The 23,608-nt window shown below is 70.0% G+C and carries 24 protein-coding genes; 14 read left to right on the top strand and 10 right to left on the bottom strand.

The features are described 5' to 3' along the window. Positions 1 to 34 precede the first annotated feature (34 nt). Both G6N61_RS03775 and G6N61_RS03770 read right to left on the bottom strand, forming a co-directional pair. Complete coding sequence (locus G6N61_RS03775; RefSeq protein ID WP_407666374.1) at positions 35 to 613, bottom strand: DUF6529 family protein; 579 nt, start codon at positions 611 to 613, stop codon at positions 35 to 37. Continuing rightward, positions 610 to 1,083: a hypothetical protein gene (locus tag G6N61_RS03770; protein ID WP_163917319.1), complete on the bottom strand. Its 474-nt coding sequence runs from the start codon at positions 1,081 to 1,083 to the stop codon at positions 610 to 612. Before G6N61_RS03770 ends, G6N61_RS03775 begins: the two co-directional genes overlap by 4 nt. Before the next feature lie 250 nt (positions 1,084 to 1,333). Here G6N61_RS03770 and G6N61_RS03765 point away from each other — a divergent pair, with 250 nt between their 5' ends. Together G6N61_RS03765 and G6N61_RS03760 are read left to right on the top strand one after the other, a co-directional pair. After that, the gene (locus G6N61_RS03765; RefSeq protein ID WP_163917318.1) at positions 1,334 to 2,572 is read left to right on the top strand and encodes an acyltransferase family protein; all 1,239 of its coding nucleotides are present in this window, start codon (positions 1,334 to 1,336) and stop codon (positions 2,570 to 2,572) included. 13 nt (positions 2,573 to 2,585) lie between these two features. Further along, complete coding sequence (locus G6N61_RS03760; RefSeq protein WP_407666373.1) at positions 2,586 to 3,266, top strand: Rv0518 family GDSL lipase; 681 nt, start codon at positions 2,586 to 2,588, stop codon at positions 3,264 to 3,266. 7 nt (positions 3,267 to 3,273) lie between these two features. Here the strand turns inward: G6N61_RS03760 and G6N61_RS03755 are convergent, their stop codons facing one another. Then, entirely contained in the window at positions 3,274 to 4,173 is a 900-nt protein-coding gene (locus G6N61_RS03755; protein WP_179973560.1) for an aminoglycoside phosphotransferase family protein, read from the bottom strand. A 54-nt stretch (positions 4,174 to 4,227) separates the two neighbouring features. On the opposite strand from G6N61_RS03755, the gene G6N61_RS03750 reads away from it, so the two are divergent. The 3 genes from G6N61_RS03750 to G6N61_RS03740 all read left to right on the top strand — a co-directional run bounded on the left by G6N61_RS03750 (position 4,228) and on the right by G6N61_RS03740 (position 5,694). Then, entirely contained in the window at positions 4,228 to 4,665 is a 438-nt protein-coding gene (locus G6N61_RS03750) for a PPOX class F420-dependent oxidoreductase (protein ID WP_163917317.1), read from the top strand. A 70-nt stretch (positions 4,666 to 4,735) separates the two neighbouring features. Next, on the top strand, positions 4,736 to 5,044 hold the full coding sequence (locus tag G6N61_RS03745; RefSeq protein WP_163924577.1) for an ArsR/SmtB family transcription factor: 309 nt from the start codon (positions 4,736 to 4,738) through the stop codon (positions 5,042 to 5,044). Next, positions 5,044 to 5,694, top strand: coding sequence for a cation diffusion facilitator family transporter (locus G6N61_RS03740; RefSeq protein ID WP_163917316.1), 651 nt, complete (start codon positions 5,044 to 5,046; stop codon positions 5,692 to 5,694). Before G6N61_RS03745 ends, G6N61_RS03740 begins: the two co-directional genes overlap by 1 nt. A gap of 29 nt (positions 5,695 to 5,723) precedes the next feature. On the opposite strand, the gene G6N61_RS03735 is transcribed toward G6N61_RS03740, so the two are convergent. Next, entirely contained in the window at positions 5,724 to 6,236 is a 513-nt protein-coding gene (locus G6N61_RS03735; protein ID WP_163917315.1) for a hypothetical protein, read from the bottom strand. Positions 6,237 to 6,320: 84 nt separating this feature from the next. Between G6N61_RS03735 and G6N61_RS03730 the strand changes: the two genes are divergently transcribed. From G6N61_RS03730 to G6N61_RS03715, 4 genes are read left to right on the top strand one after another with little or no spacing between them, the layout of a single operon-like run. Continuing rightward, complete coding sequence (locus G6N61_RS03730; RefSeq protein WP_235887397.1) at positions 6,321 to 7,682, top strand: aldehyde dehydrogenase family protein; 1,362 nt, start codon at positions 6,321 to 6,323, stop codon at positions 7,680 to 7,682. Positions 7,683 to 7,721: 39 nt separating this feature from the next. Continuing rightward, positions 7,722 to 8,675 carry an enolase C-terminal domain-like protein gene (locus tag G6N61_RS03725; protein WP_163917314.1) on the top strand — a complete coding sequence of 318 codons (954 nt, stop codon included), beginning with the start codon at positions 7,722 to 7,724 and terminating at the stop codon, positions 8,673 to 8,675. Between the two features lie 16 nt (positions 8,676 to 8,691). Then, positions 8,692 to 9,759: a M42 family metallopeptidase gene (locus G6N61_RS03720; protein ID WP_235887396.1), complete on the top strand. Its 1,068-nt coding sequence runs from the start codon at positions 8,692 to 8,694 to the stop codon at positions 9,757 to 9,759. Then, positions 9,749 to 10,015, top strand: coding sequence for a DivIVA domain-containing protein (locus tag G6N61_RS03715; protein ID WP_163917312.1), 267 nt, complete (start codon positions 9,749 to 9,751; stop codon positions 10,013 to 10,015). The genes G6N61_RS03720 and G6N61_RS03715 overlap by 11 nt, the downstream gene beginning before the upstream one ends. Here G6N61_RS03715 and G6N61_RS03710 read toward each other — a convergent pair. Next, positions 10,012 to 10,311, bottom strand: a complete 300-nt coding sequence (locus G6N61_RS03710; protein WP_163917311.1) for a DUF4193 domain-containing protein — start codon at positions 10,309 to 10,311, stop codon at positions 10,012 to 10,014. The two genes, G6N61_RS03715 and G6N61_RS03710, sit on opposite strands and share 4 nt — an antisense overlap. A 164-nt stretch (positions 10,312 to 10,475) precedes the next feature. Next, on the bottom strand, positions 10,476 to 11,156 hold the full coding sequence (tenA, locus tag G6N61_RS03705; protein ID WP_264077330.1) for a thiaminase II: 681 nt from the start codon (positions 11,154 to 11,156) through the stop codon (positions 10,476 to 10,478). A 251-nt stretch (positions 11,157 to 11,407) separates the two neighbouring features. Here tenA and ripD point away from each other — a divergent pair, with 251 nt between their 5' ends. From ripD to G6N61_RS03690, 3 genes are all read left to right on the top strand, one after another. Then, the gene (gene ripD, locus G6N61_RS03700) at positions 11,408 to 12,019 is read left to right on the top strand and encodes an NlpC/P60 family peptidoglycan-binding protein RipD (protein ID WP_163917309.1); all 612 of its coding nucleotides are present in this window, start codon (positions 11,408 to 11,410) and stop codon (positions 12,017 to 12,019) included. A gap of 81 nt (positions 12,020 to 12,100) precedes the next feature. Further along, positions 12,101 to 12,595 carry a thiol peroxidase gene (gene tpx, locus G6N61_RS03695; protein WP_163917308.1) on the top strand — a complete coding sequence of 165 codons (495 nt, stop codon included), beginning with the start codon at positions 12,101 to 12,103 and terminating at the stop codon, positions 12,593 to 12,595. A gap of 17 nt (positions 12,596 to 12,612) precedes the next feature. Further along, positions 12,613 to 14,466 (top strand): fatty acyl-AMP ligase, encoded by a 1,854-nt coding sequence (locus G6N61_RS03690; RefSeq protein ID WP_163917307.1) that lies wholly within the window; start codon positions 12,613 to 12,615, stop codon positions 14,464 to 14,466. A gap of 5 nt (positions 14,467 to 14,471) precedes the next feature. Here the strand turns inward: G6N61_RS03690 and G6N61_RS03685 are convergent, their stop codons facing one another. The 3 genes from G6N61_RS03685 to G6N61_RS03675 are packed head-to-tail and all read right to left on the bottom strand — an operon-like array spanning position 14,472 to position 18,316. After that, positions 14,472 to 15,689 (bottom strand): SfnB family sulfur acquisition oxidoreductase, encoded by a 1,218-nt coding sequence (locus G6N61_RS03685; RefSeq protein WP_235887395.1) that lies wholly within the window; start codon positions 15,687 to 15,689, stop codon positions 14,472 to 14,474. Then, positions 15,686 to 16,855: an LLM class flavin-dependent oxidoreductase gene (locus G6N61_RS03680; RefSeq protein ID WP_163917306.1), complete on the bottom strand. Its 1,170-nt coding sequence runs from the start codon at positions 16,853 to 16,855 to the stop codon at positions 15,686 to 15,688. The genes G6N61_RS03685 and G6N61_RS03680 overlap by 4 nt, the downstream gene beginning before the upstream one ends. A gap of 9 nt (positions 16,856 to 16,864) precedes the next feature. After that, positions 16,865 to 18,316 carry an LLM class flavin-dependent oxidoreductase gene (locus G6N61_RS03675; protein ID WP_163924574.1) on the bottom strand — a complete coding sequence of 484 codons (1,452 nt, stop codon included), beginning with the start codon at positions 18,314 to 18,316 and terminating at the stop codon, positions 16,865 to 16,867. A 210-nt stretch (positions 18,317 to 18,526) separates the two neighbouring features. On the opposite strand from G6N61_RS03675, the gene G6N61_RS03670 reads away from it, so the two are divergent. Both G6N61_RS03670 and G6N61_RS03665 read left to right on the top strand, forming a co-directional pair. Then, positions 18,527 to 22,711 (top strand): SpoIIE family protein phosphatase, encoded by a 4,185-nt coding sequence (locus G6N61_RS03670; RefSeq protein ID WP_235887394.1) that lies wholly within the window; start codon positions 18,527 to 18,529, stop codon positions 22,709 to 22,711. Continuing rightward, entirely contained in the window at positions 22,708 to 23,013 is a 306-nt protein-coding gene (locus G6N61_RS03665) for an STAS domain-containing protein (protein WP_163917304.1), read from the top strand. Before G6N61_RS03670 ends, G6N61_RS03665 begins: the two co-directional genes overlap by 4 nt. 25 nt (positions 23,014 to 23,038) lie before the next feature. Here G6N61_RS03665 and G6N61_RS03660 read toward each other — a convergent pair whose 3' ends face one another. Beyond that, positions 23,039 to 23,596, bottom strand: a complete 558-nt coding sequence (locus G6N61_RS03660) for a TenA family protein (RefSeq protein WP_163917303.1) — start codon at positions 23,594 to 23,596, stop codon at positions 23,039 to 23,041. Positions 23,597 to 23,608: the final 12 nt, after the last annotated feature.

Genomic DNA, 23,608 nt, shown 5'->3' with positions numbered 1-23,608 from the left:
GGGTCGTGATGATGGGCAACAGTGGTGGGCTGGTCTACAGCGTGACGCCGCTGGTCTGAAAGAACCAGAGCGCGGAGGTCAACCAGATGAAGACGAGACCGAAGAAGGTCAGCCCGCCGACGACGGGGATGACCCACGGCCGGAGCCCGCTTCGGGTGAGCAGCAGCATCTTCGTGACGAACACGCCGTAGAAGAAGCAGCCGAACAGCGAGTGGAACAGCACGCGGGCGTCGGTCGACTGGAAGCCCAGCGCGTAGAGGCAGTGCACGGCGACCGGGACGCTGGCCAGCACCGCGAGCCGCCCCGACCAGACGTGGGCCGTGCCGAGCCAGCGGGGGATGTGGCCCCTGCGGAGCAGCCCGTACATCGCGAAGGCCGACCCGAACTGGAACAGCGCGAGGCCGAGGGACAGCGATGCGGTCCAGGTCTTGACGGCCGAACCGCTGGAGAAGCCGGCGACGTTGATCGCGAAGAAGCGCGGGTCGTGGACGGATCCGAACACGCCCATCGCCACCGCCACGGCGGATCCGGCCAGCACCGCGACGACGACGGCCACCCCGCCGCGACTCGACGCCACCGGTCGGGCGACGGTCGGTGACTCGCTGGTCGTCACGCGACGGCCTTGCGCGCGGCCGTGAAGTCCCACTTGCGTTCGCCGATGAACAGCGTGCCAGCGAGGTCGTCACCGACCAGCTTGGCCTGGATCCGGCTGCTCTCGTCCGGGTTGGCGAGCGCGAGGGCGCCGTCGGTGGCGCTGCCGCGCAGCCAGACCTCGATCGCGGCCCCGTCGCAGACGTAGGCGGTGCCGGTGGCTCCGTCGACGGCGATGTCGAGCTCGATGGTCTCGGCCTTGGTGGGCACGCGGCCGACGTAGTCCGCCGACGCCGGGAACTGAACCGGCGGCGGCGCAGCGGGCGGTGCGGCGCTGGGTGTGGCGCTGGGTGCGGGCGCGGTGACCGCCGCGGCCGATGGGGCGGGTGCTGTACCGGTGTCCTGGTCGGCGTTGGCCCACCAGAGTCCGCCACCCAGTACGGCTACCGCGGCCAAGGTGATGACGGGACCGCGAATCTTGTTGTTCTGCATGTGAAGAGCTTCTGCGGGCCGGGGGTGCCCTCGCATGGAGACCGTGTGGAGATCGCGTGGAGATCGTGGGCGCGCACGGGACATTCACAGGTCTCGGGTCCCCGGATCGGACCCGCGCCGCTGTTACCCTGCCAGTGCCGCCGGCTGCTAGGTCTCGTCGACCGCCCGGACGGCCGGCGCAGGGGCGCGAGGCGCACACGAGACGAACGGGCCGCAGAGAGACGGCTGAAGGACATACGGGAAGGACGTCGTGCGAGGCGGTGAGATCAGGGCCCTGACGGGTCTTCGCATCGTGGCCGCCGTCTGGGTGGTGCTGTTCCACTTCCGCCCGTTGTTCGCCGAGGCTGCTCCGGGTTTCTCGTCGGCGCTGTCGCCCGTGCTGGATCGTGGCGCCCAGGGCGTCGACCTGTTCTTCATCCTCAGCGGCTTCGTGTTGACGTGGAACTATCTGGACAAGATGGGACGCACGTGGTCGACCAAGGCCACCGTGCGCTTCCTGTGGCTGCGGCTGGCCCGGGTGTGGCCGGTGTACCTGGTCACGCTCCACCTCGCCGCCCTGCTGGTCATCTTCACCATCTACGTGGGGCACGTACCGCCCGAGAGCGTCGACGAGTTCAACGCGACCAGCTACTTCCGCCAGTTGTTCCTCGTGCAGCTGTGGTTCCAGCCGTTCTTCGACGGGTCGAGCTGGGATGGGCCGGCGTGGTCGATCAGCGCGGAGTGGCTGGCCTACCTGCTGTTCGGCGGTCTGATCCTGGTGGTCTTCCGGGTGGCACGCGCGACGCGGGCCCGCAGCCTGCTGGTGCTCGCGATGGCGGCGTCGCTGCCCCCTGTGGTGCTGCTGCTGGCGTCGGGGGAGTTCTACACGCCGTGGAGTTGGCTGCCGCGGATCGTCATGCAGTTCACCGCGGGTGCCCTGGCGTGCGCAGCGGTGCGCAAGCTCTGGCCGACGAGGCGCACCAGGCACGTGGCCGGCGGTGCGTCGCTCGCGTTGATCGCCATCATCGTCGGCGCGCTGTACTACTTCGACGCCCACCCGAACCCGAGGATCCCCGACGCCGGCGGACTGGTGGATCTGCTGTTCGTTCCGCTGGTCGTGACGCTGGCGATCGGGGCAGGCACGCTGCCACGCCTGCTGTCCACGCGCGTCATGGTCTACCTGGGTCAGGTGTCGTTCGGGCTCTACATGGTGCACGAGATCGTGCACAACGCGTGGATCTGGGCGGCCAAGCAGTTCGAGCTGACCCTGTCCGGTTCGGCAGGCATCTGGATCCTGCTGGGACTCCTGGGCGTGGCACTGGCCGTCGCCTGCCTGATGTATTACCTGGTCGAGGAACCGGCGCGGCGGTGGATGCGGCGCATGGTCGACGTCAGGGCGGTCCCGGCGTCCCGCGCCACCCTGGCGAAGGATTCAGCGAACGCCGGTAAGCTCCAGAACCTCGCCGACCACGAGCCGCGGTCGGAGTCACTACCGGCCCGCGCCGGCTGACCTGGAGGTTGTGGTGGGTCGTTCGGCCACGGTGTTGGTTGCGCTCGTCCTCGCGATCGTCGCGTCCTCGACGCAGCCCTCCTACCGCGCGGTGGGGCGCGAGACGTCGCTGAACCACGTCGCCATCGTCGGCGACTCGTACACGACCGGCAGCAGCGAGGGCGGCAACGGCGCTGCGAATTGGACCACGCTGGCGTGGCAGAAGCTGGCGTCCAACGGCAGGCAGATCGACGCCGACGTCGCCGCGGAGGGCCGCGCCGGCTACGTCGTGCGGGGCTACGACGGCCACGTCTTCGGCGACCTCGCCCCACGCGCGGTCCGTCCCGACGACGACCTCGTCGTCTTCTACGGCTCGCGTAACGACCAGGGGAGCGATCCCGTGGTGCTGGCGGGGATGACGAGCGGCGCCTTCGATCAGGCCCGTCGCGTCGCGCCAGCCGCCAGGCTGCTGGTGATCGGTCCGCCCTGGCCGACGGCCGACGTCCCGCCCGCGGTGCTGCAGATCCGTGACGTGCTCCGCATGACCGCAGGCATCGCCGGGGCGACGTTCGTGGACCCTATCGCCGAGGGCTGGTTCGTCGGCAGGCCGGAACTCATCGGCCGCGACGGCGTGCACCCGACGGATGCGGGGCACGCGTTCATGGCCGATCGGATCGCGCCGTTGATCGGCGCGCAGTTGCCGCTGCCGACCTGACGCCGCGTCAGTCCTGCACGGCCTTGGCGACGGCGATGCACGTCGTGAGCCACGCGGTGTCGGTCGACCCGCCGCGCAACGCCCACATGGCGTGGCACGTCATCCGAACGACCACCCAGTCCCTGGCCCGCTCGTCCGAGAGCCCGGCGGCGTCGACGAGCGCGTAGAACCGCCTGCGGACGCCGTCGCGGGTGTAGCCGGCCAGCTCGTCCCACCTGTGCCAGAGCATCGGTGCGATCTCGTAGTGCGGGTCGCCGTTGACGGGCCGTGGGCTGATCGCCAGCCAGGGCTCGCGGTCGCCTGCCAGCACGGTCCGGTAGTGCAGGTTGCCGTGGAGCATCGTCGCGCTGGTCGCGTCGTCGGTCGCGAATGCCCGGCCGAGCGCGATCGCCTGTTCGACCAGCCGGTGCGGGATCGGGGCGCTGCGCGGCAGGGCGCCGAGGTCGGTGACCCACCGGGCGACGAGGTCGGAGAGGTTCGGCAGCTGCGGCATCGGTGACAGGTGCAGCCGCGGATACAGCCCCGCGACGATCTCGCAGGCCTCGATGTCCCACGAGTCTCGGAGGTCGGTCGGTTGCGCGCGTTCCAGTAGCAGGGCGCGTCGATGGGGATCGGCGCGCAGCAGCCTGACCGCCGCGGCGCCTGCCCACCTGCGCAGCGCCAGGTGCTCGAAGGCCGTCTCGCCCTGCGGAAAGGCCAGTTTGAGGACGGCACGCTCGCCGTCACCCGTCCGCACGGGCAGGACCAGCGAGCCGCCGCCCGATTCCGGTGCCCCGTCACTGCGCAGGCCCCACTCGGACAGCTGCCCGGTGGCCGCCCTGGGGAGTTCGTCGACCCAGTCGGCCCACTGCGGTCCGCGCGCCGCCATGTCGCGCACGGCCGCCGGTAGGTCGATCACCGCAGCCATGCTGTCATCCCGGGCTGGGGAATGGCCCGCACGGCTCACGCGTTCTCTCACGACATGCCAGACACCTCCGACGCGTTCGACCCCCGAGACCTCCTCGCCGACGCCCGGCTGGGGGTGCTGGCGACCATCAAGGCGAACGGCATGCCGCAGCTGTCGCCGGTGACACCGTTCTACGACCGCTCCAGCGACCGCATCCTGGTGTCGATGACCGAGGGCCGCGCCAAGACCGCCAATCTGCGCCGGGATCCACGCGCGGCGCTCGAGGTCACCAGTTCCGACGGGTGGGCATGGGCTACCGCGGAGGGCTCGGTGTCCCTCGTCGGACCGGGTTCCGATCCGGACGGACCCGAGGTCGAGGCGCTCGTCGAGTACTACCGTGCGGCTGCGGGCGAGCATCCGGACTGGGCCGAATACCGCTCGGTCATGGTCGGCGACCGGCGGGTGTTGATGACCCTCGCTGTCGAGAAGGTGTACGGCGAGCGGCTGCGCTGACCACGTCCGGAATCGATACATCCTTTTCTGAATACAGAAGTGGATGTACCGTTGTGCCGTGCCCGAACTGATGCACCGAGAAGCCCTCGCCAGATTCGGCTACGCGCTGTCGGATGCCACGCGGTCGTCCATCCTGTTGTCGCTGCGCGAGGGGGGCCGGTACCCCAGCGACCTCGCCGACGACATCGGGGTGTCTCGCCAGACGGTCTCGAATCACCTTGCCTGCCTTCGCGGTTGCGGACTCGTCGTCGCCGTGCCCGAGGGGCGCCGTAGCCGCTACGAATTGGCCGACCGGCGGATCCGCCACGCGCTCGACGATCTGGTCGGGCTGGTCCTGGCCGTCGACCCTGCGTGCTGCGCCGAGCAGGGCTGTTGCTGATGGGTACCGCGGCACGTCAGGACAGGCGGGACGTCTTGATCCGACGGGTGCGTTGGCTGGTTGCCGCCACCATCGCCTACAACGTCGTGGAAGCGGCGATCGCGCTGCTCGAGGGAACCAGGGTGTCGTCGGCCGCGCTCATCGGCTTCGGGCTCGACTCGGTGATCGAAGTGTCGTCGGCTGCCGCCGTGGCCTGGCAGTTCAGCGCGGCGCGGCCGGAGGACCGGGAACGGGCGGCGCTGCGCGTCATCGCGGCGTCGTTCTTCGGGCTCGCGGCGTACGTCACGGTCGACTCGGTGCGGGCCCTGCTCGGCGACGGCGAGGCCCGGCCGTCACCGGTGGGCATCGCGCTCGCCGCCGTCAGCCTGGCCGTGATGCCGCTGCTGTCCTGGGCGCAGCGACGGGCGGGCCGGGAGCTGAATTCGACGTCGGCCGTTGCCGATTCGCGTCAGACGCTGCTGTGCACGTATCTCTCGGCCGCGCTGTTGGTCGGCCTGCTGGCCAACGCGGTACTCGGGTGGTCGTGGGCTGACCCCATCGCCGGTCTGGTCATCGCCGGGGTCGCGGTGCGCGAGGGCATCGAAGCGTGGCGTGGCCGGACCTGCTGCGCGACGCCCGTCGGCACCGAACGGACGTCGTGCTGTGAATGACGGCCCGCGCGAGAACCCTCAGCGGTGGCTCACCACGGCCAGCCGCCCCGCTTCGGTGCGTCACCGGGGGTAGAGGAGTCACTGCCCGGTGACTTGCGGGGAGCCGGCGCGACGCTGATCGGTGCCCGCGTCACCGGCGTGCGCGTGACACCGATCTCGGGTCCGTCACTCGACGGGGACGGCGACGAACGCGGATACGGGTTGCGGTACACCGGGCCGGGGTCGAGCCGTTCGGCCGTCGAGGGCGGCGGGGGAGGAGGCGGCGGCATGGGTGGTGCCACCTGAATCGGGTCGCCCCTGCTGCCCTCGATCGGTGGCGGTCCCACGTCCGGTCGGCCGGCCGGGGACACGGCGGGCGGAGCGCCGTCGGGCGTGTCCAGCACGGAGATCGCACCCCACGTCGCGGCAACGCCGATCGCGACGACGGCAAGCACCGAGGCGAGCTTGCCGGTGCGGTACCACGGCGGCTGCCGGCGGGCGCCGCCGAGCGTGCTGACGTCGGCGAACACGCTGGCGCGGCGTTCCGTCGTCTGATCGACCATCAGTCCAGCCTAGTGGTGGATCAGGGGGTGCCATGCCCCGCGAAGTCGACGGTTTCACCAGCGGTGGGCGGGTATCGGGGAACCGTGTCGCAAACCCTGGAGATAACCGTTCTCGACCCACGCACCGGCGACGTCGTCACCCGCATGCCGCTCGCGCCGCCGTCGGCGTGCGATGCCGCGGTCGACGCCGCCCGCGCCGCGGCGCCCGGCTGGGCGCGGACCGCCCCCGCCGACCGTGCGGCAGCCGTGGCTGCGGCGGCCAAGGCCGTGTCGGCAGCCGCCGAAGAGCTGGCCGATCTGAACGAGAGGGAGACGGGCAAGCCGCACGACGACGCACTGGGCGGCGTCGAGGCAGGCGTCGGGACGCTGGTGCAGTACTCGGAGTTGGGTCCGCTGCATGGCGGCCGGGTACTGCAGGGGCAGTGGGCCGCCACCGACCTGATGGTGCCGCAACCGCGCGGTGTCGTCGCGGTGCTGACTCCGTGGAACGATCCGGTGGCAGTGGCCGCGGGACTGCTGGGTGCGGCCCTCGTATCCGGAAACACCGTGGTGCACAAACCTTCCGAGCGCTGTCCGCAGACCGGCCGCCGGTTCGCCGAGATCCTGGCCGAGCACCTGCCCGAGGGCGTGCTGCACATCGTCGACGGCGACGGGACCGCGGGCACCCGGCTGGCGGAGAACCCCCTCGTCGACGTCGTCGCCCACGTCGGCAGCAGTGCGACCGGCCGCAACATCGCGCTGGCCTGCGCCGCCCGAGGAGCCAAGGCGCTGCTCGAGAACGGCGGCAACGATGCGCTGATCGTCGACGACGGGGTCGACACCCGTTGGGCTGCAGCGCAGGCCGCGCTCGGGTCGTTCGCCAACGCCGGTCAGATCTGCACCTCGGTGGAACGCATCTACGTCGTCGAGGCGCAGGCCGAGGCCTTCGTCACCGACCTGGTGGCCGAGGCACGCGAATGGGACGGCCGAATCGGACCGCTGGTCGACGAACGGCATCGGCAGCAGGTGCACGCCCACGTTCTCGACGCGGTCGAGGCGGGTGCGCGCGTCGCGTTCGGCGGCGAACCCCGGCCCGGACCCGGCTCGTTCTACCCGCCCACCGTGCTCACCGACTGCACATCGGACATGCTGGTGCTGACCGAGGAGACGTTCGGGCCCATCGCTCCGGTGCGCGTGGTCCCGGACTTCGGGACCGCGGTGGCCGAGGCCGCCGACGACCGTTACGGACTCGCGGCGACCGTGCTGACGCCCGACATGGGGCGTGCTCAGCTCGCCTGGCGGTCCCTGCCGGTGGGCACCGTCAAGATCAACGCCGTCTTCGGCGGCGCCCCCGGCGGCGCTGCCGAGCCACGACGCATCAGCGGCAACGGTTTCGGGTTCGGACCCGAACTGCTCGACGAGATGACGGCGGTCAAGGTGGTGCACTGGTCGTCACCGGGTGGGTGAGCCGGAGGCCGCGGCGCCGACTCATTAGCGTGGACCGCGATGAGGACGCTGATTGACTTCGACGCCGCGCTGGTGTTCGCCATCCCGTTCGCCCACGGCCCTGGCGCGCGCGAAGGCGTCCTGCTGGAGGGGCCGCAGGGGTGGGGCGAGTTCAGCCCGCTGCCCGGCAGCACCGGCGACGAGGTCGCGCGGTGGCTCACGGCTGCCACGGAACCCGGGACGGTGGCGTGGCCGGAACCCGTCCGTGGCCGCGTGCCCGTCGCGGCGGCGATCCCGGCCGTGGACGACGTGCTCGCCGGTGAATTGGTGCGGGCGTCGGGCTGCGCGACGGCCGAGGTCGTCGTCGGGTCGGACGCCGACGGCATCGATCGGGACGTGGCCCGGTTGGTGGCGGTACGGGCCGCACTGGGCGCCGGCGGGTCGATCCGCTGCCGGGCCGACGGCAGGTGGGACGTGGCCACGGCGACGGCCGCGATCGGGGCATTCGTCGACGCGGTGGGCGATCTGGAGTTCGTCGAGCAGCCGTGCCGGACGCCTGCCGAACTCGGCGAGCTGCGCCGGCGGGTGACGGTGCCCATCGCCGCGAGGATCTCCGCGGGCATCCCGGCAGGCGTGGACCTGAAGCAGGTCGCCGACGTGGCGGTGCTGGCGTGCGGGCTCGCCGGTGGCGTGCGCCGCGGTCTGCGACTGGCCGAGACGATCGACCTGCCGTGCGTGGTGTCCTCGACCGCCGAGACGACCATCGGCCTCGCCGCGGGGGTGGCACTCGCCGGTGCACTGCCCACGCTCGACTTCGCCTGCTCACTGGGAACGCGCGCGCTTCTGGCCGGGGACGTCGTGTCGCCCGTCCGTTCGCTGCTGCCGCGCGACGGTCGACTACCGGTGGCCCCGATGCCGCCTGCACCGGATCCGGCTCTCGTCGCCCGCTATGCCATCACCGACCCGGAGCGGATCGAGTGGTGGCGGCGGCTGGTGCGCACGGCATTGGAATGACGAAGGGTTTGATGGAGTGAAGGAATCCGATTTCGACCTGCTGGCCGAACTGGTGTCCACCTACGGCCCCTGCGGGCAGGAGGACGACGTTCGCCGGGTGTGCCTGCGCGAACTCGAGCCGCTGGTCGACGAGACGTGGATCGACGAGGCAGGCAACCTCGTAGGGCTCGTGCACGGCGTCGAGCGCGGGGGTCGCGTCGCGACCCGGGTGACCGCGCACCTGGACGAACTGTCGATGCTCGTCAAGCGGATCGAGGACGACGGCACGGTGCGTCTGACGCCGCTGGGGACGATGTATCCCGGCAACTTCGGTCTGGGACCGGTGGCGATGCTCGGCGACCGGGCCACCCTGTGTGGCGTGCTGACCCTCGGGTCGGAGCACACCACCAAGGAGAGTCAACGCATCTGGGAGACCAAGCCCGATCAGGGCGACAAGGCGTTGGACTGGTTGCACGTCTACGTCTTCACCGGCCGCACGCCCGAGGAGTTGTCCGACGCGGGGATCAGGCCGGGGACGCGGGTGTGCGTCGACCGCACCAAGCGGACGTTGGTCGAGTTCGGCGACTACGTGGGGTCCTACTTCATGGACGACCGCGCCGCGATCACGGCGCTGCTACGCGCCGCGCGCACGATCCGCGAAGAGGGCAGGCGTCCAGCGCGCGACGCCTACCTGGTCTTCACGACCAACGAGGAGGTGGGCGGGATCGGGGGCTCGTATGCCAGCCGCACCCTGCCGGGCGATCTCGTGATCGCGCTGGAGGTCGGCCCGAGTGAGCCCGAGTACGGGACGACGGTGCACGGTGGTCCCGTCATCGGGTACAGCGATGCGCTGTGCGCCTACGACAAGGACGTCGCCGATGCGCTCGTGGACGTGGCCGGCGGGCTGGGTCTGTCGCCCCAGGCGGCGGTTCTGGGGGCCTTCGAATCGGATGCCTCGCACGCCAAGGCCAACGGCTCGACGGCCAAGGCGGGCCTGCTGTGCCTGCCGACGCTGAGCACCCACGGGTACGAAGTCATTGCCCGGCAAGCCGTTCCGGCGATGGCCGACGTCCTGGTCGACTATCTTCAGCGGCGTGACCGGTGAGACGCGCCTGACGGCGGAAGACGTTCGGGGGGCGACGTTCGAGAAGCCGCCGTGGGGCAAGCGCGGGTACGACGAGAAGTCGGTCAACGACTTCCTGCAACTCGCGGCGCGACGGCTGGACGGCCGCGGCCATCTCTGCGCGGCGGACGTCCGCGGCGTGCGATTCCCCAAACCGCCGTTGGGACGGCGGGGTTTCGACGCGGGTCGGGTCGACGCGATGCTCGAAGCGATCGCAGGCAGGATCGACGAACTCTAGACGCAGTCCGAGCAGATCTGCTGGCGGTCGGTCTGCAGGGCGAGGCGGTTGCGGTGCTGCACCAGGAAGCACCGCGAGCACGTGAACTCGTCGGCCTGCTTGGGGACGACGCGCACGGTGAGTTCCTCGCCCGACAGGTCGGCGCCGGGAAGGTCGAACAGATCGTCGTCCTCGCCGTCGTCCACGTCGAGCACGGCTGTCGCGGCGTCGTTTCGACGTCCGGCGAGTGCTTCCAGGGACTCGTCGGCGACGTCGTCGGTCTCGGTCTTGCGTGGGGCGTCGTAGTCGGTGGCCAATGCAGTTCCCTTCGTTCTGGTCCGGCGCCACGTCAACGTCGGCGGGGGTGTGGATGTTCCCGAATACCCCGGCCGGAAACACGGGATCAGCAGGCAGGCATTTAGAGCGTGACGGCGTCGCCGAGGAGTCGGCGCGGCGGCACGAATTCGACCGGCTCGGCCGCTCAGACGGGCCAGTTCTCCAACCGGTGGGCGGCGTCGAAGAACATCCACTCGTAGCGGGCGGTGGTGACGAAGTGGGCGCGCGCCGCGGCCTCATCGGCTGCGGTGAGCGTCGGGCCGACGCGATCGGTCACCGCCAGCACCTCGTCGACGGTGGCCGCGTACTCCTCGCCGGAGTAGCCGTCGATCCACAGCTGGTATCTGGGGTCGGACGAACCGCGCTCGGCGAGCGCCGTTCCGACGCGGGCGTAGATCCAGTAGCAGGGCAGTATCGCCGCGAGCCCGTCGGCGAAGGTGCCGCCGTAGGCCGTCGCCACCAGGTAGCTGGTGTAGGCGCGGGTGGTGGGCAGGACGGGTGAGCGGGCCAAGAGGTCGGCGTCGAGCCCGAGCTGGGGGAGCAGTGAGTCGTGCAGCTGGAGTTCGACGTCGAAGACCTCCGCGGCGTGCCGGGCGAACGTCGCGGTATCGGCGAGCGTGGGGGCCTTCGCGCCGACGATCGCCAGCGCGCGGGCGTAGTCACGCAGGTAGTGGACGTCCTGCGCGACGTACTGCGCGAAGGCTCGCTCGTCGAGGGTGCCGTCGGTCAGACCCGTGACGAACGGGTGGGCCAGGATGGCGGCGAACGTCGGTTCGATCTCGCGCCACAGGCGCTGCGACCAGGTCGGTTCGGTCTGTGCATGCACGCATCGCATCCTGCCACGCCGCACTCTCCCCGGGATACGTGAAATCGCAACTGGGTGAACGTGATTGGCAACACACATTCATGATCACCGTTCGGTCACGGTCTGACCAAGAATCCGCTCGGCACGCCGTTATTGACGACGGAGATGGCACGATGTGGTGTGGAAGTGACAGAAGTGAAGAGCGTGACTTCGCCGGCGGCCCGCCGAAACGGGGTCCCGACCGGTGCCGACCGCACGAACGAGAAAGACCGATGAGACTCACCAGGGCATTCGCAGCGATCACCGCCTTCGCCGTCAGCATGACCGTGCTGGTCGCGACACCCGGCCTGGCCGGCGCCGACGCGACGTCGGCACAGCGTCAGCAGGCCATTCAGTACGTGATCAAGCGCGCAATGTCGCAGCAGGGCGTGCCGTTCACCTACGGCGGCGGTGACGTCAACGGCCCCTCGCTGCCGCCGGTGAGTACGGAGCGCCTGCAGCAGCCCGAACAGTCCGCGACGGGCCTGGCCGCGGCCAATCCCGACCCGCTGTTCCCCGGCCTCGTCACCCCGGCGGCACCCAGCGTGCCGGTGGCACCGCGGGTCCCAGGTTTCGACGCGTCCGGCCTGATCGTATACGCCTTCGCCGGCGCGGGCATCAAGATGCCGCGCTCGTCGGGCGAGCAGTACAAGGTCGGTCGCAAGATCCTCCCGTCGGAGGCGTTGCCGGGCGATCTGCTGTTCTACGGACCCGACGGCACGCAGAGCGTGTCGATGTTCATCGGCAACGGCCAGATGGTGGGCGTGAGCGATACCGCCGTCGCAGTGTCTCCGGTCCGCACCACCGACATGGCGCCGTACCTCTCCCGCGTGATCGAGTGGTGACGGCGCGCGGCGCCTGACCAACCGACCGATCTTGGCCACCCTGGCCGACCGCGGAACCGCCGCGCTTGGCAGACTGTCCGCATGGCACAGATAACCTTGCGCGGAAACCCCATCAACACCGTCGGTGAACTGCCCGCGGTCGGCAGTCCTGCGCCGAGCTTCACGCTGACCGGCACCGATCTGGGCGAGGTCACCAGTGACCAGTTCAGTGGCAAGCCCTTCGTGCTCAACGTCTTCCCGTCGGTCGACACGCCCGTCTGCTCCAGCAGCGTCCGGGCCTTCAACGAGCGGGCCGCCTCCTCGGGTACCGCCGTGCTGTGCGTGTCCAAGGACCTGCCGTTCGCGCAGAAGCGGTTCTGCGGCGCCGAGGGCATCGAGAACGTCACCACGGCATCGGCCTTCCGCGACTCGTTCGGCGAGGACTACGGCATCACCATCACCGACGGCCCGATGGCGGGCCTGCTGGGCCGTGCGGTCATCGTGGTGGGCGCGGACGGCAACGTCGCGTACACCGAACTGGTGCCCGAGATCGGCCAGGAGCCCGACTACGACGCAGCGGTCGCAGCAGCAGGCTGACGCCTAGACTGAAGACCATGGATCGCGTTGTGAGCCATGGTCATTCGGTTGGTTCCTCGGACCGTCCCGGGTTGCTGCGGATCGAGGACTGCCTCGACGCACGGGGACGTGTGGTGCTTCCGCCCGGGGTCAACCTGATCTCGCTGATCGAGCGCAACATCGACAACGTCGGCGACGGCGTGGCATACCGGTACCTGGACCACACCGGGTCCGCCGGTGTGCGCGCCGTCGAGGTGACCTGGGCGCAGCTCGGCACGCGCCTGCGTGCCATCGGAGCCGCGATCCAACGCGTTGCCCGCACCGGGGAACGCGTGGCGATACTCGCGCCGCAGGGGCTCGACTACGTCGCCGGGTTCTTCGCGGCCATCAAGGCGGGGACGATCGCCGTCCCGCTGTTCGCCCCCGAATTGCAGGGCCACGCCGAGCGTTTGGAGACGGCGTTCGCCGATGCGCTGCCCACCGCGGTGCTGACGACGGCGTCCGCGCTCGGATCGGTCGAGGACTTCCTCGGACGATTGCCTACGGCACGACGACCGGCAGTGGTCGTCATCGACGAGGTCGCGGACTCCGAAGGAGATCGGTTCACGGCGGTCGAGATCGACGTCGAGGCGGTCTCGCACCTGCAGTTCACCTCCGGCTCGACGCGTCCACCCGTCGGCGTCGAGGTGACCCACCGCGCGGTGGGCACCAACCTGATCCAGATGATCCTGTCCATCGATCTGCTGGACCGAAACACCCACGGCGTCAGTTGGTTGCCGCTGTACCACGACATGGGGCTGTCGATGATCGGCTTCCCCGCGGTCTACGGTGGCCACTCGACCCTGCTCTCACCCACGGCGTTCGTCCGTCGGCCCGAGCGTTGGATCGAGGCGTTGTCGGAGGAATCCCGGCACGGGCGGGTCGTCACGGCGGCGCCGAACTTCGCCTACGAGTGGACGGCAGCACGCGGCAAGCTTCCGCCGGAGGCGGACGTCGATCTGACGAACGTCGTGATGATCATCGGATCCGAGCCGGTCAGCATGTCGGCGATCACGGCCTTCCAGACCGAGTTCGAGCCACGTGGGTTGTCGCCGAACGCAATCAAGCCGTCCTACGGGATCGCCGAGGCAACGCTGTTCGTCTCGACGGTGGCGCCGGACGTGCCGCCGACCGTGGTGCACTTCGACCGCACCGAACTGACGCTCGACCGGGCGGTGCTGGTCGCCGCCGACGACCCTGGCGCGGTACCCCAGGTGGCCTGCGGCCAGATCGCCCGCAGTCAGTGGTGCATCATCGTCGACCCGCAGAGCGCGGCGGAACTCCCCGACGGCAGCGTGGGTGAGATCTGGCTGCACGGTGACAACGTGGGCCGCGGCTACTGGGGCCGCCCGGAGGAGACCCGACAGGCGTTCACCGCCAGGCCGTCATCCCGGCTGACGGCCGGCAGTCACGCCGAGGGGGTGCCGGACGACGAAACCTGGTTGCGCACCGGCGATCTCGGCTACCGCCTCGACGGGGAACTCTACGTCACCGGCCGGCTGGCCGACATCCTGGCGGTCGACGGCCGCCACCACTACCCCCAGGACGTCGAGGCCACCGTCGCCGACGCCACCGAACTGGTCCGGCGCGGCTACGCATCGGCCTTCACCGTGCCCGCCGACGACGCCGCCGGCGTGCGCGTGGTCGTCGTGGCCGAACGGGCGGCGCGCACGAGTCGGGTCGACCCCGAGCCGTCTGCCGAGGCCATCCGGTCCGCCGTCGCCGAACGACACGACCTGACGGTGGCCGACGTGCGGTTCGTCTCGGCAGGCACCATTCCGCGCACCACGAGCGGCAAGTTGGCCCGTTATGCCTGCCGCGCCGAGTATCTCGCCGGGACCTTCGACGGCTGACCCGTCTACACCTGACCGTGGCGCGGGGGCCGCGTGCCCGACAGGGCGTAGCGGCCGATGTGCTGCAGCTTCCACCGGGTGGCGTCGTGCAGCGTGTGGGTCCGGGCATCGCGCCAGTACCGCGACAGGTTCGCCGACGCCGACGCGCTGCGCGTGCCACCGAGGTCGAACAGCGTGCTCGACGCCTCGAGCGCCGCGCGCACCGCCGCCACCTTGGCGACGGCAACGGCGACCGATGCCGCCGCGGTGCTGTCCTCGGTGACGTCGGCACGCGCACGGTCCACTTCACGGGCCGCCTCGGCCAGCAGCGCGCGAGCAGCCCGCACCGTGACCACGAGGTCGCCGGCGACCTGGATCAGCGTCGGATCCTCCGCGGCAGCGGGGACGTCGGCCTCGAAGTGCGGCCGCGCCTTGGCGGTCTGGCGCACGCCTTCGGCCAGCGCCCCGGTGGCGATGCCGACGTCGATCGCGGTGTGCAGCAGCTGAGCGTGCGCGCCGTAGGTTGATGGGCCGTCGAAGATCGGCGAGAACGGCACCACGTGCTCGGCGGGAACGCGCACGGAGTCGAGCGTCACCGTGCCCGAGGCCGTGGTGCGCTGGCCGAGGCCGTCCCAGTCGTCGACCAGCTCGACACCGGCCGCGTCACGCGGGATGAACGCCAACGCCTTTGGAGTCGAGGCGTCCGGCGTCTGGCCCTCCTCGGCCAGGGACGCGCGGACGATCAGCCAATCGGCGAACAACGAACCCGTCGCGTAGAACTTGCGGCCCGACAGGACGAAGCCGCCTGCGTCGTCGGACGCGAGCGTGGTGCCGTCCACGTTGACCGGGTGCGGGCCGCGTTCGGTCTGGGCGTTGGCGAACAGCGCCCCGTCGCGGACCAGGCCGAAGAAGAAGCCTTGCTGCGACGGGCTGCCCTGCGCCCGCAGCGCCTCCAGGAACGTGTAGTGCGAGTGCGGGATCTGGGCCAGTGACGGGTCCGCGTGAGCGATGATCCGAAACACCTCGGCTACGACCGTCGCGGGCAGATCGGGGCCGCCAAACCGGACGGGCACCGACAGCGCGAGCAGCCCACTCCGCTTGAGTGCGACGACTTCGTCGTGGGGGAGGAGGCGGCCGGCGTCACGGTCACCCGCACCCGAAGCGAAGTCGGCAGCCAGGTCTTCGGCCACCGCCAACGCGTCGTGGTCGGTCAGGGAACCTGCCTCGCGGGCAGGGGCGTTCACCGCGCCGAGCCGACGAACGGGATCGAGGCGGGGGCGGCATCGGAGTGACCGCCGTCGAACAGTCCGCGCTGCCGCAGGACGGGGACGACGCCCTCGCCGAACCAGTACAGCTCCTCCAGGTGCGGGTAGCCGGAGAAGATGAACTCGTCGATGCCGATCTCGGCGTACTCCGCGATGCGGTCTGCGACGTCGGTGTGGCTGCCCACCAATGCCGTTCCCGCACCGCCACGCACCAGGCCGACACCGGCCCACAGGTTCGGCGCGATCTCGAGGCTGCGGGCATCGTTCCACGACCCGTCGGCCCGGCTCGACTCGTGCAGGGCGAGCATGCGGCGTTGTCCCTCCGACTGGCTCCGGCTGAGCCCAGCCTGCGCGTTGCGCACCGTATCCTCGTCGAGGGCGTCGATCAGCTTGCCGGCCTGCACCCAGGCCTCGTCGGCGGTGTCGCGCGAGATCGTGTGCAGCCGAATGCCGAATCGCACGGTGCGGCCCTCGTTCGCGGCCTCCTTGCGGATCCACTCGATCTTCTCGCGGACGGCTTCGGGCGGCTCGCCCCACGTCAGGTAGACGTCGGCATGCCGAGCCGCGACCGGGCCCGCCGCCTTCGAACTGCCCCCGAAGTACAGCGGCGGCACCGGGTTCGGCAACGTCGCGAGCGACGCTTCCTCCACCTTGATGTGCGTGCCGTCGGCGGTGACGGTCTCACCGGCCCACAATCTGCGCACGACGTCGAGGAACTCGTCGCAGCGCTCGTACCGGGCGTCCTTGTCCAGGTGATCGCCGAACGCACGCTGTTCGTGCGCCTCACCGCCCACCACGACGTTGAGCAGGATGCGGCCCGGCGCGTGGCGGGCGAAGGTCGCGGCCATCTGCGCGGAGAGAGTCGGGCTGACCAGCCCGGGCCGGAAGGCCACCAGGAACGCCAGCGACGTCGTCTCGCGAGCGAGCAGCGCCGCGGTGACGAACGCGTCCTCGCACCAGGCACCCGTCGGGATGAGCGCCCCGGTGAAGCCGAACGTCTCGGCGGCCCGCACGATCGACGCCAGGTAGTCGATCGACGCGTCGCGGTCGCTGTGCGCGACGCCGGCCGGGGTGCCGTGACCACCGCCGACGATCAGCCGGCTGTCACCGTAGGTGGGCAGGAACCAATGCAGTTTCACGGACACGGGAAAATCCTATCGACCAGAAGTGGGTTGCGAGGCGACGGACGCAGACGAGGACGGCACCGTCGACGGTCGCTCGATGATGGTGGATCGGGGACCGCCGACGCGGTAGCTCGCACCCCGGTGCTCGTCGGGCAGTCGATCACCCCGCCCGAACAGCTTGTTGCGCAACGACCCTGGCGCGTACTCCTCCTGGTAGGCGCCGCGTTCTGTGAGCACGGGCACCACGTGGTCGATGAAGTCGGCGAACGATCCCGGGGTGACCGCGTAGGCCAGGTTGAAGCCGTCGACGTCCGTCTCGTCGACCCACTCCTGCAGCACGTCGGCGACCCGGGTGCCCGAGCCGACGATCAGCGGCCCCATGCCGCCGATCTTGCCCCACGTGGCGATGTCGTCGACGGCCCATTCGCCGCCGTCGGGATCGGCGGACTGGAAGGCCTTGACCGCAGACAGTATGGCGTTCGAGTCGACGTCGGCGATCGGTTCGTCACGCCCGTACCGGGACAGGTCGACGCCCATCCACCCGGACATGAAGACCAGCGCGCCCTCCGGGTCGCCGTAGGACAGGTACTCCGCGTGCTTGGCGCGGGCCTGCTCCTCGGTGGCCGCGGTGATCACGGTGGACAGGTTGAAGATCTTCGCCGAGTACGGATCACGGCCTGCGAGTTCGAGTTCGCGACGGATCGTGTCGACGGTCTCCCGCAGGATCGCCTTGGTGGGTGCGGCCGTGAAGATCGCCTCGGCGTTCTCGGCCGCGAAGCGGACCCCGCGCGGTGACGACCCGGCCTGGAAGATCACCGGGGTGCGTTGAGGCGACGGCTCGGACAGGTGGATGCCTGGCACGCTGAAGTGCTCACCCTGGTGCCCGATGTGGTGCACCTTGTCCGGGTCGGTGAAGACGCCACGCTCGCGGTCGCGGATCACCGCGTCGTCCTCCCAGGAGCCCTCCCACAGCTTGTAGAGCACCTCGAGGTACTCGTCGGCGTGGTCGTAGCGCGCGTCGTGGGCGGGCTGGTCGGTCTGCCCCATGTTGCGTGCGGCCGCGGGAAGGTAACCGGTGACGACGTTCCAGCCGACCCGGCCCTTGGTGAGGTGGTCGAGGGTGGAGACGCGGCGGGCGAAGGGATACGGGTGCTCGAAACCGGTTCCCGTGGTGATGCCGAACCCGAGGTGCTCGGTGACCAGCGCCATGGCGGACACCAGCAGCAGGGGGTCGTTCACCGGGATCTGGGCGGCTTGGCGGATCGCGGCTTCGTCGTTGGCGCCGTAGATGTCGTAGGTGCCGAGGACGTCGGCGATGAACAGTCCGTCGAACCTGCCGCGCTCGAGCAGCCGGGCCAGATCGGCCCAGTACGCGAGGTCCTTGTACTCGGCGGACCTGTCGTCCGGATGTCGCCACAGACCCGGGGACTGGTGGGCGACGCAGTTCATGTCGAAGGCGTTGAAGCGAATGGTGCGAGTCACCGGCGTGATCTTCGCCGCCGCGCGGATCGGGCGCACTGCTTCCACTCGTGACGATTCTGAACCGGCGCGGGGGGCGGCGTGGCGGGCTGGGGCGACCCCAAGGTTTGCGTAAGGTCGCAGCGCGGGTAAATGGGTGCACCGGTCGGCTGAAGTCGGAGGATGGATGACGGTTGCGGGGGGACACTAGGCGAGTCGGCGAGAGGACGTTCGGTGAGTGGTGAGCAGGCGAGCCGACCTGTCCCGACCGCAGCAGACTCGTCGGTGTTCGATGCCGATCCCATCGTTGGTGCGGACCTCGCGAAGGTCGACTGGTCGGCCACGCCGCTCGGACCGCCATCGGAGTGGCCGCAGAGCTTGCTGACGGCCGTCAGCATCCTGCTGTCGTCGCGGTTCTCGATGTGGATGGCATGGGGTCCGGACCTGACCTTCTTCTGCAACGACGCCTACCGACGTGACACGCTGGCCAGCAAGTACCCCTGGGCGCTCGGGCGCCCCGCACGCGAAGTGTGGGCGGAGATCTGGAACGACATCGGTCCGCGGATCGAGCGGGTGCTCACGACGGGGGTGGCCACCTGGGACGTCGCCCTGCTGCTGTTCGTCGAGCGATCCGGATACCCCGAGGAGAGCTACCACACCTTCTCCTACAGTCCACTGCGAGACGACTCGGGCGACGTGGTCGGCATGCTCTGCGTGGTCAGCGAGGACACCCAGCGGGTGATCAGTGAGCGGAGGATGTCGACCCTGCGCGACCTCGGCTCCGACCCGAGCGTGCTTCCGTCGGAGGACCAGATTCTCACCGCCGCTTCGGCGCAACTCACCAGGAATCTCCGCGACCTGCCGTTCACTCTGACCTACCTCTTCGACGACGACGGCACCACCCACCTCGCGGCCGCCAGTGGCATCGAGCGAGACCACCCCGTCGCCCCGACGGTGCTACCCGCCGACGGAACGTCGACGTGGCCGAGCGCCGCGGCCCGACGCGGCGAGTCGGTGCTGGTCGACTTCCAGGGGCAGCGCTTCGCCGATCTACCCGTCGGAGACTGGTCGCAGCCACCCACTCAGGCACTGGTGGTGCCGCTGATTCAGCAGGGCGCATCGCCGTGCGGTTTCCTGGTGGCCGGCTTGAACCGGTTCCGGCCCCTGGACGACGCCTACCGAGGCTTCGTCGACCTGGTGGCCGCGCACTTGGCGGCGGAGATCGGCAGTGCCAGAAGCTATCGGGCTCAGCAGCGACGCGCCGAGGAACTCGCCGAACTCGACCGCGCCAAGACGACGTTCTTCTCCAACATCAGCCACGAGTTCCGCACCCCGCTCACGCTGATCCTCGCTCCCGTCGCAGACCTGCGCAGCAGAGTCGACGGCGTGGACGACCGTACCCGCGCCGAGTTGGACGTGGTGCACCGCAACGGGTTACGGCTCGCGAAGCTCGTCAACACGCTGCTCGACTTCTCCCGCATCGAGGCAGGCCGCATGCAGGCCTCGTATGAACCCGTCGATCTGTCCGCCGTCACCGCCGAACTCGCGAGCGTGTTCCGCTCGGCGGTGGACCGGGCCGGGCTCGATCTGGTGGTCGAGTGTGCACCACTGGACGAGCCCGTCTACCTGGACTCGGACATGTGGGAGAAGGTCGTCCTGAACCTGCTCTCGAACGCGCTGAAGTTCACGTTCGACGGGTCCATCTCGGTCCGGGTGTCCCAAGACGTGGACGCGGCGGTGGTCACCGTTGCCGACACGGGTGTCGGTGTGCCTGCGAACGAGATGCCGCGGCTGTTCGAACGGTTCCATCGAATCGAGAATGCGCGCAGCAGGTCTCACGAGGGAAGCGGTATCGGCCTCGCCCTGGTGAAGGAACTAGTCGGTCTGCATGGCGGGACCATCGCCGCGCGCAGTGCCGAGGGCGCCGGCACGTCGTTCACGATCCGTCTGCCGTTCGGCGCCGCCCACCTGCCTGCCGAGTTCGTGGGTTCGGCGGCCGGAGGCCGTCCGACCTCGGCCATCGCCGATCCCTACGTGCAGGAGGCGTTGCGATGGTTGCCCGCCGATGCCGACTCGCACGATGCGCAGACCGGGGAACAACTCTCGCTCGACGGCGCGGTCACGGCGACGTCGACGGCCAGGGTGCCCGCGCGGGTACTCGTCGCCGACGACAACTCGGACATGCGGGAGTACCTGACCCGTCTGCTGCGCACCGCCGGCTACGAGGTGGAGCCTGTGGTCGACGGACAGCAGGCGCTCGAGAAGATCCGTGCGTCCCTACCGGATCTGGTGATCAGCGACGTCATGATGCCGCGCCTGGACGGCCTGTCACTGGTCGCTGCGTTGCGGACCGACCCGCGCACTGCGGCGGTCCCCGTCGTGCTGCTGTCCGCACGCGCCGGGCAGGAGGAGTCGATCGAGGGACTCGAGGCGGGGGCCGACGACTACCTGGTGAAGCCGTTCGCCGCGGCGGAACTCCTTGCCCGCGTCCGCGGCAACGTCGAACTGGCCAGGTTGCGCAACCACCACGCCCGTTGGCGGACGGCCCTGGTCGACGCGATGCAGGAGGCCTTCTTCGTCTGCGACGAAGAGGGCACCGTCATCGAGATCAACGCAGCGTTCACCGAAGTACTCGGTTACGGCCCGGAGGGTCTGCCGTACCCGGCCGTGCACCCGTGGTGGCCGGACGAGGCGACCGACCCCGAGGCGTACCGCGAGGTCGCCGAATCGTTCGGCGGGCTGATGGGTCAGGCGCACGGCACCTACACGGTGCCCGTGACCCACCGGGATGGGCACCGGCTGTGGGTGACGTTCAGCTTCAGCCACGCCGCCGACCCCGAGACCGGGCGTCGGGTGATGGTCGGAACGCTGCGCGATGCGACGGCCGAGCACTACACCGTTCAGCGCCAGACGGCGCTGGCCGAACTGAATCGGGTTCTGTCACAGGCCGATACCGTCGGCGAGGCGCTGCGTGCGACGACCGAGGAACTGCGCAGGGTCTGGCGGGCGCACCGCGTTCTGGCCATCACGTTCCGCAGCCAGGGCGCTCTGCCCGATGACGCGCAGACCATCGTCGCAGGTGCCCCGGCCGGATGGAACGACCTCACCGCCCAGGCCCGTGAGGCCGTCCGCACGCTCGCCGACGGCGACTTACTGGTCACGCGGACCGATCACCCAGGGTCGGCGGGCATCGCCCTGCAGCACCCCCGCGGCGTTCTGGTCCTGTGGATCGAGTTGATCGAGCAGCGGCCGTTCACGCCGGAGGATCAGACGTTGCTCACCGTGCTCGCCGGACGGTTGGGGCAGGGATTGCAGCGCGTGAACCAACTCGACCAGCAGCGGGAAACCGCTCTGGCGCTGCAGCATTCGATCCTGGGTCCGGCCAACCTGCCAGAGGGTTTCGCGGTGCGGTATCAACCCGCCACGCGGCCGCTGCAGGTCGGTGGCGACTGGTACGACGTGGTCGATCTCGACGACGGCCGGATCGCCCTCGTCGTCGGCGACTGCGTCGGCCATGGCCTGGCCGCAGCCGCCGTGATGGGCCAGTTGCGCAGTGCGTGCCGCGCACTGCTGCTCGAAAAACCCAGTCCGCGTGCGGCGTTGGCAGCGCTCGACCGCTTCGCAGCCCGCCTGCCCGGTGCGGTCTGTACGACCGCGTTCTGCGCGGTACTCGACACCTCGACCGGCGAACTGGTGTACTCCAGCGCCGGGCACCCGCCCCCCATCCTCGTGAACGCCGACCGCACGACGCGGGTGCTCGAAGACGGTCACACGATCCCGCTGGGCATCCGACCCGACCGCGAGCGGCCGGAGGCTCGCACGATCATCCCGCCACGCGGCACCCTGCTGCTCTACACCGATGGCTTGGTGGAACGGCGGCAGGATTCCCTGGACCAGGGCATCGCACGCGCCACCGAACTCGTCTCCGGGGGTAGTGCGTCGACGCTCGACGCCCTCGCGACCAACGTGATGTCGACCCTGACGCCGCCCGACGGCTATCAGGACGACGTCGCTCTGCTGCTCTACCGGCAGCCCGCGCCGCTACGCGTGGAGATCCCACCGCACGTCAGCCATCTGGCAGCGACCCGAAACGCGTTGCGCGACTGGTTGGGACGGGCCGGCCTGGCGGACGAACAGGTGCAGGGGCTGCTGGTGGCGGCGGGCGAAGCCGTGGCCAACGCCATCGAACACGGTCATCGGGACAGCACCGACGGCGTCATCACGATCGCAGCTTCCGCGTTGGTGGACCGGTTGGAGCTGACGGTGGTCGACAGGGGCGCCTGGAAGACGGAACGCACCGTCCCCGACTCGAGCCGGGGACGGGGGATAGCGCTCATGCGGGCCCTCGTCGACGAAGTCACCATCGACCACGAACCCACGGGGACGACGGTCTCCTTCCACACGAGGATTGCGTCATGACCACTCCGCTGACCGTCGACACCCGGGGACGCGGGGACGGCACCTACGTCGTCGTCGCGGCGGGTGAGATCGACCTGAGCAACGTGAAGTCGTTCGCCGAGGCACTCGACGCGGCGATCGAGGCCGCACGGTCCGAGACGGTGGCGGTCGACCTCGGCGCGGTCGACTACCTCGACAGCGGTGCGATCAACGCCCTGTTCGCCCACGCGGGCCGGATAGCGGTGGTGGCGAATCCGATTCTGCTGCCGGTCCTCAACGTCAGCGGGCTGACCGAACTGGTACCCGTCGAGCCCACGCGCTGACCGACCCCGTGGCGCACCCGCGCCGTCATTCCATCGCCATGTCCCAGAAGCCGACCTCGAGTGAGAGCACCTCGGCCAGCACGTCGTCCCGGCCCTGCGGCGAGGCCAGCCGGCCGAGGGCGTCGACGTAGTCCGCGAAGCCGGGATGGGTCCAGTGCTCGGTGAACTCTGCGAACGGTGAGGACTCCGACGACGCGGTCGTCCACGCCATCAGGTAGACGCGCTCCAGCGCCCACAGTGCCGTGATCGCGTCGTCGAACGGCGCGGTGTCGAGGCGCCGGAGCGAATCGCGGTAGGCCAGCGTCGCGGGTAGGCGTTCCACGTCGAGGTCGATGCCGCGGCGGGTGGCCTGCGCGTCGAACCAGTCGAGTTCGTCGACGAGAGCGACGCAGCCACCCGCCAGGGCCGACTGGGCGCCACGAGGCGCACGTGCGAGGAGTCGGGCCTGGAACGTCAGCAGATCGGTGACGAACAGGACGTCCTGGGCGAGCCAGCGGTCGAATGCGGCGTCGGCTATCGCGCCGTCGCGCACGGCATGCAGGAACGGGTGTTGGGTGGCGGCAGTCCATAGGTCGTCGAGCACCTCACCGACCCT

Origin of the sequence: Mycolicibacterium arabiense (assembly GCF_010731815.2) — a bacterium.
Lineage (GTDB): Bacteria > Actinomycetota > Actinomycetes > Mycobacteriales > Mycobacteriaceae > Mycobacterium > Mycobacterium arabiense.
Note: the sequence above shows the minus strand (reverse complement) of the source record. Positions and strands in the feature narration are given on the sequence as shown.

Bases quoted from the DNA above. Each gene is read 5' to 3' on its own strand.
- G6N61_RS03770 (WP_163917319.1), bottom strand. From the start codon at position 1,083: ATGCAGAACAACAAGATTCGCGGTCCCGTCATCACCTTGGCCGCGGTA.
- G6N61_RS03755 (WP_179973560.1), bottom strand. From the start codon at position 4,173: ATGGCTGCGGTGATCGACCTACCGGCGGCCGTGCGCGACATGGCGGCG.
- G6N61_RS03750 (WP_163917317.1), top strand. From the start codon at position 4,228: ATGCCAGACACCTCCGACGCGTTCGACCCCCGAGACCTCCTCGCCGAC.
- G6N61_RS03745 (WP_163924577.1), top strand. From the start codon at position 4,736: ATGCACCGAGAAGCCCTCGCCAGATTCGGCTACGCGCTGTCGGATGCC.
- G6N61_RS03740 (WP_163917316.1), top strand. From the start codon at position 5,044: ATGGGTACCGCGGCACGTCAGGACAGGCGGGACGTCTTGATCCGACGG.
- G6N61_RS03735 (WP_163917315.1), bottom strand. From the start codon at position 6,236: ATGGTCGATCAGACGACGGAACGCCGCGCCAGCGTGTTCGCCGACGTC.
- G6N61_RS03725 (WP_163917314.1), top strand. From the start codon at position 7,722: ATGAGGACGCTGATTGACTTCGACGCCGCGCTGGTGTTCGCCATCCCG.
- ripD (WP_163917309.1), top strand. From the start codon at position 11,408: ATGAGACTCACCAGGGCATTCGCAGCGATCACCGCCTTCGCCGTCAGC.
- tpx (WP_163917308.1), top strand. From the start codon at position 12,101: ATGGCACAGATAACCTTGCGCGGAAACCCCATCAACACCGTCGGTGAA.
- G6N61_RS03690 (WP_163917307.1), top strand. From the start codon at position 12,613: ATGGATCGCGTTGTGAGCCATGGTCATTCGGTTGGTTCCTCGGACCGT.
- G6N61_RS03665 (WP_163917304.1), top strand. From the start codon at position 22,708: ATGACCACTCCGCTGACCGTCGACACCCGGGGACGCGGGGACGGCACC.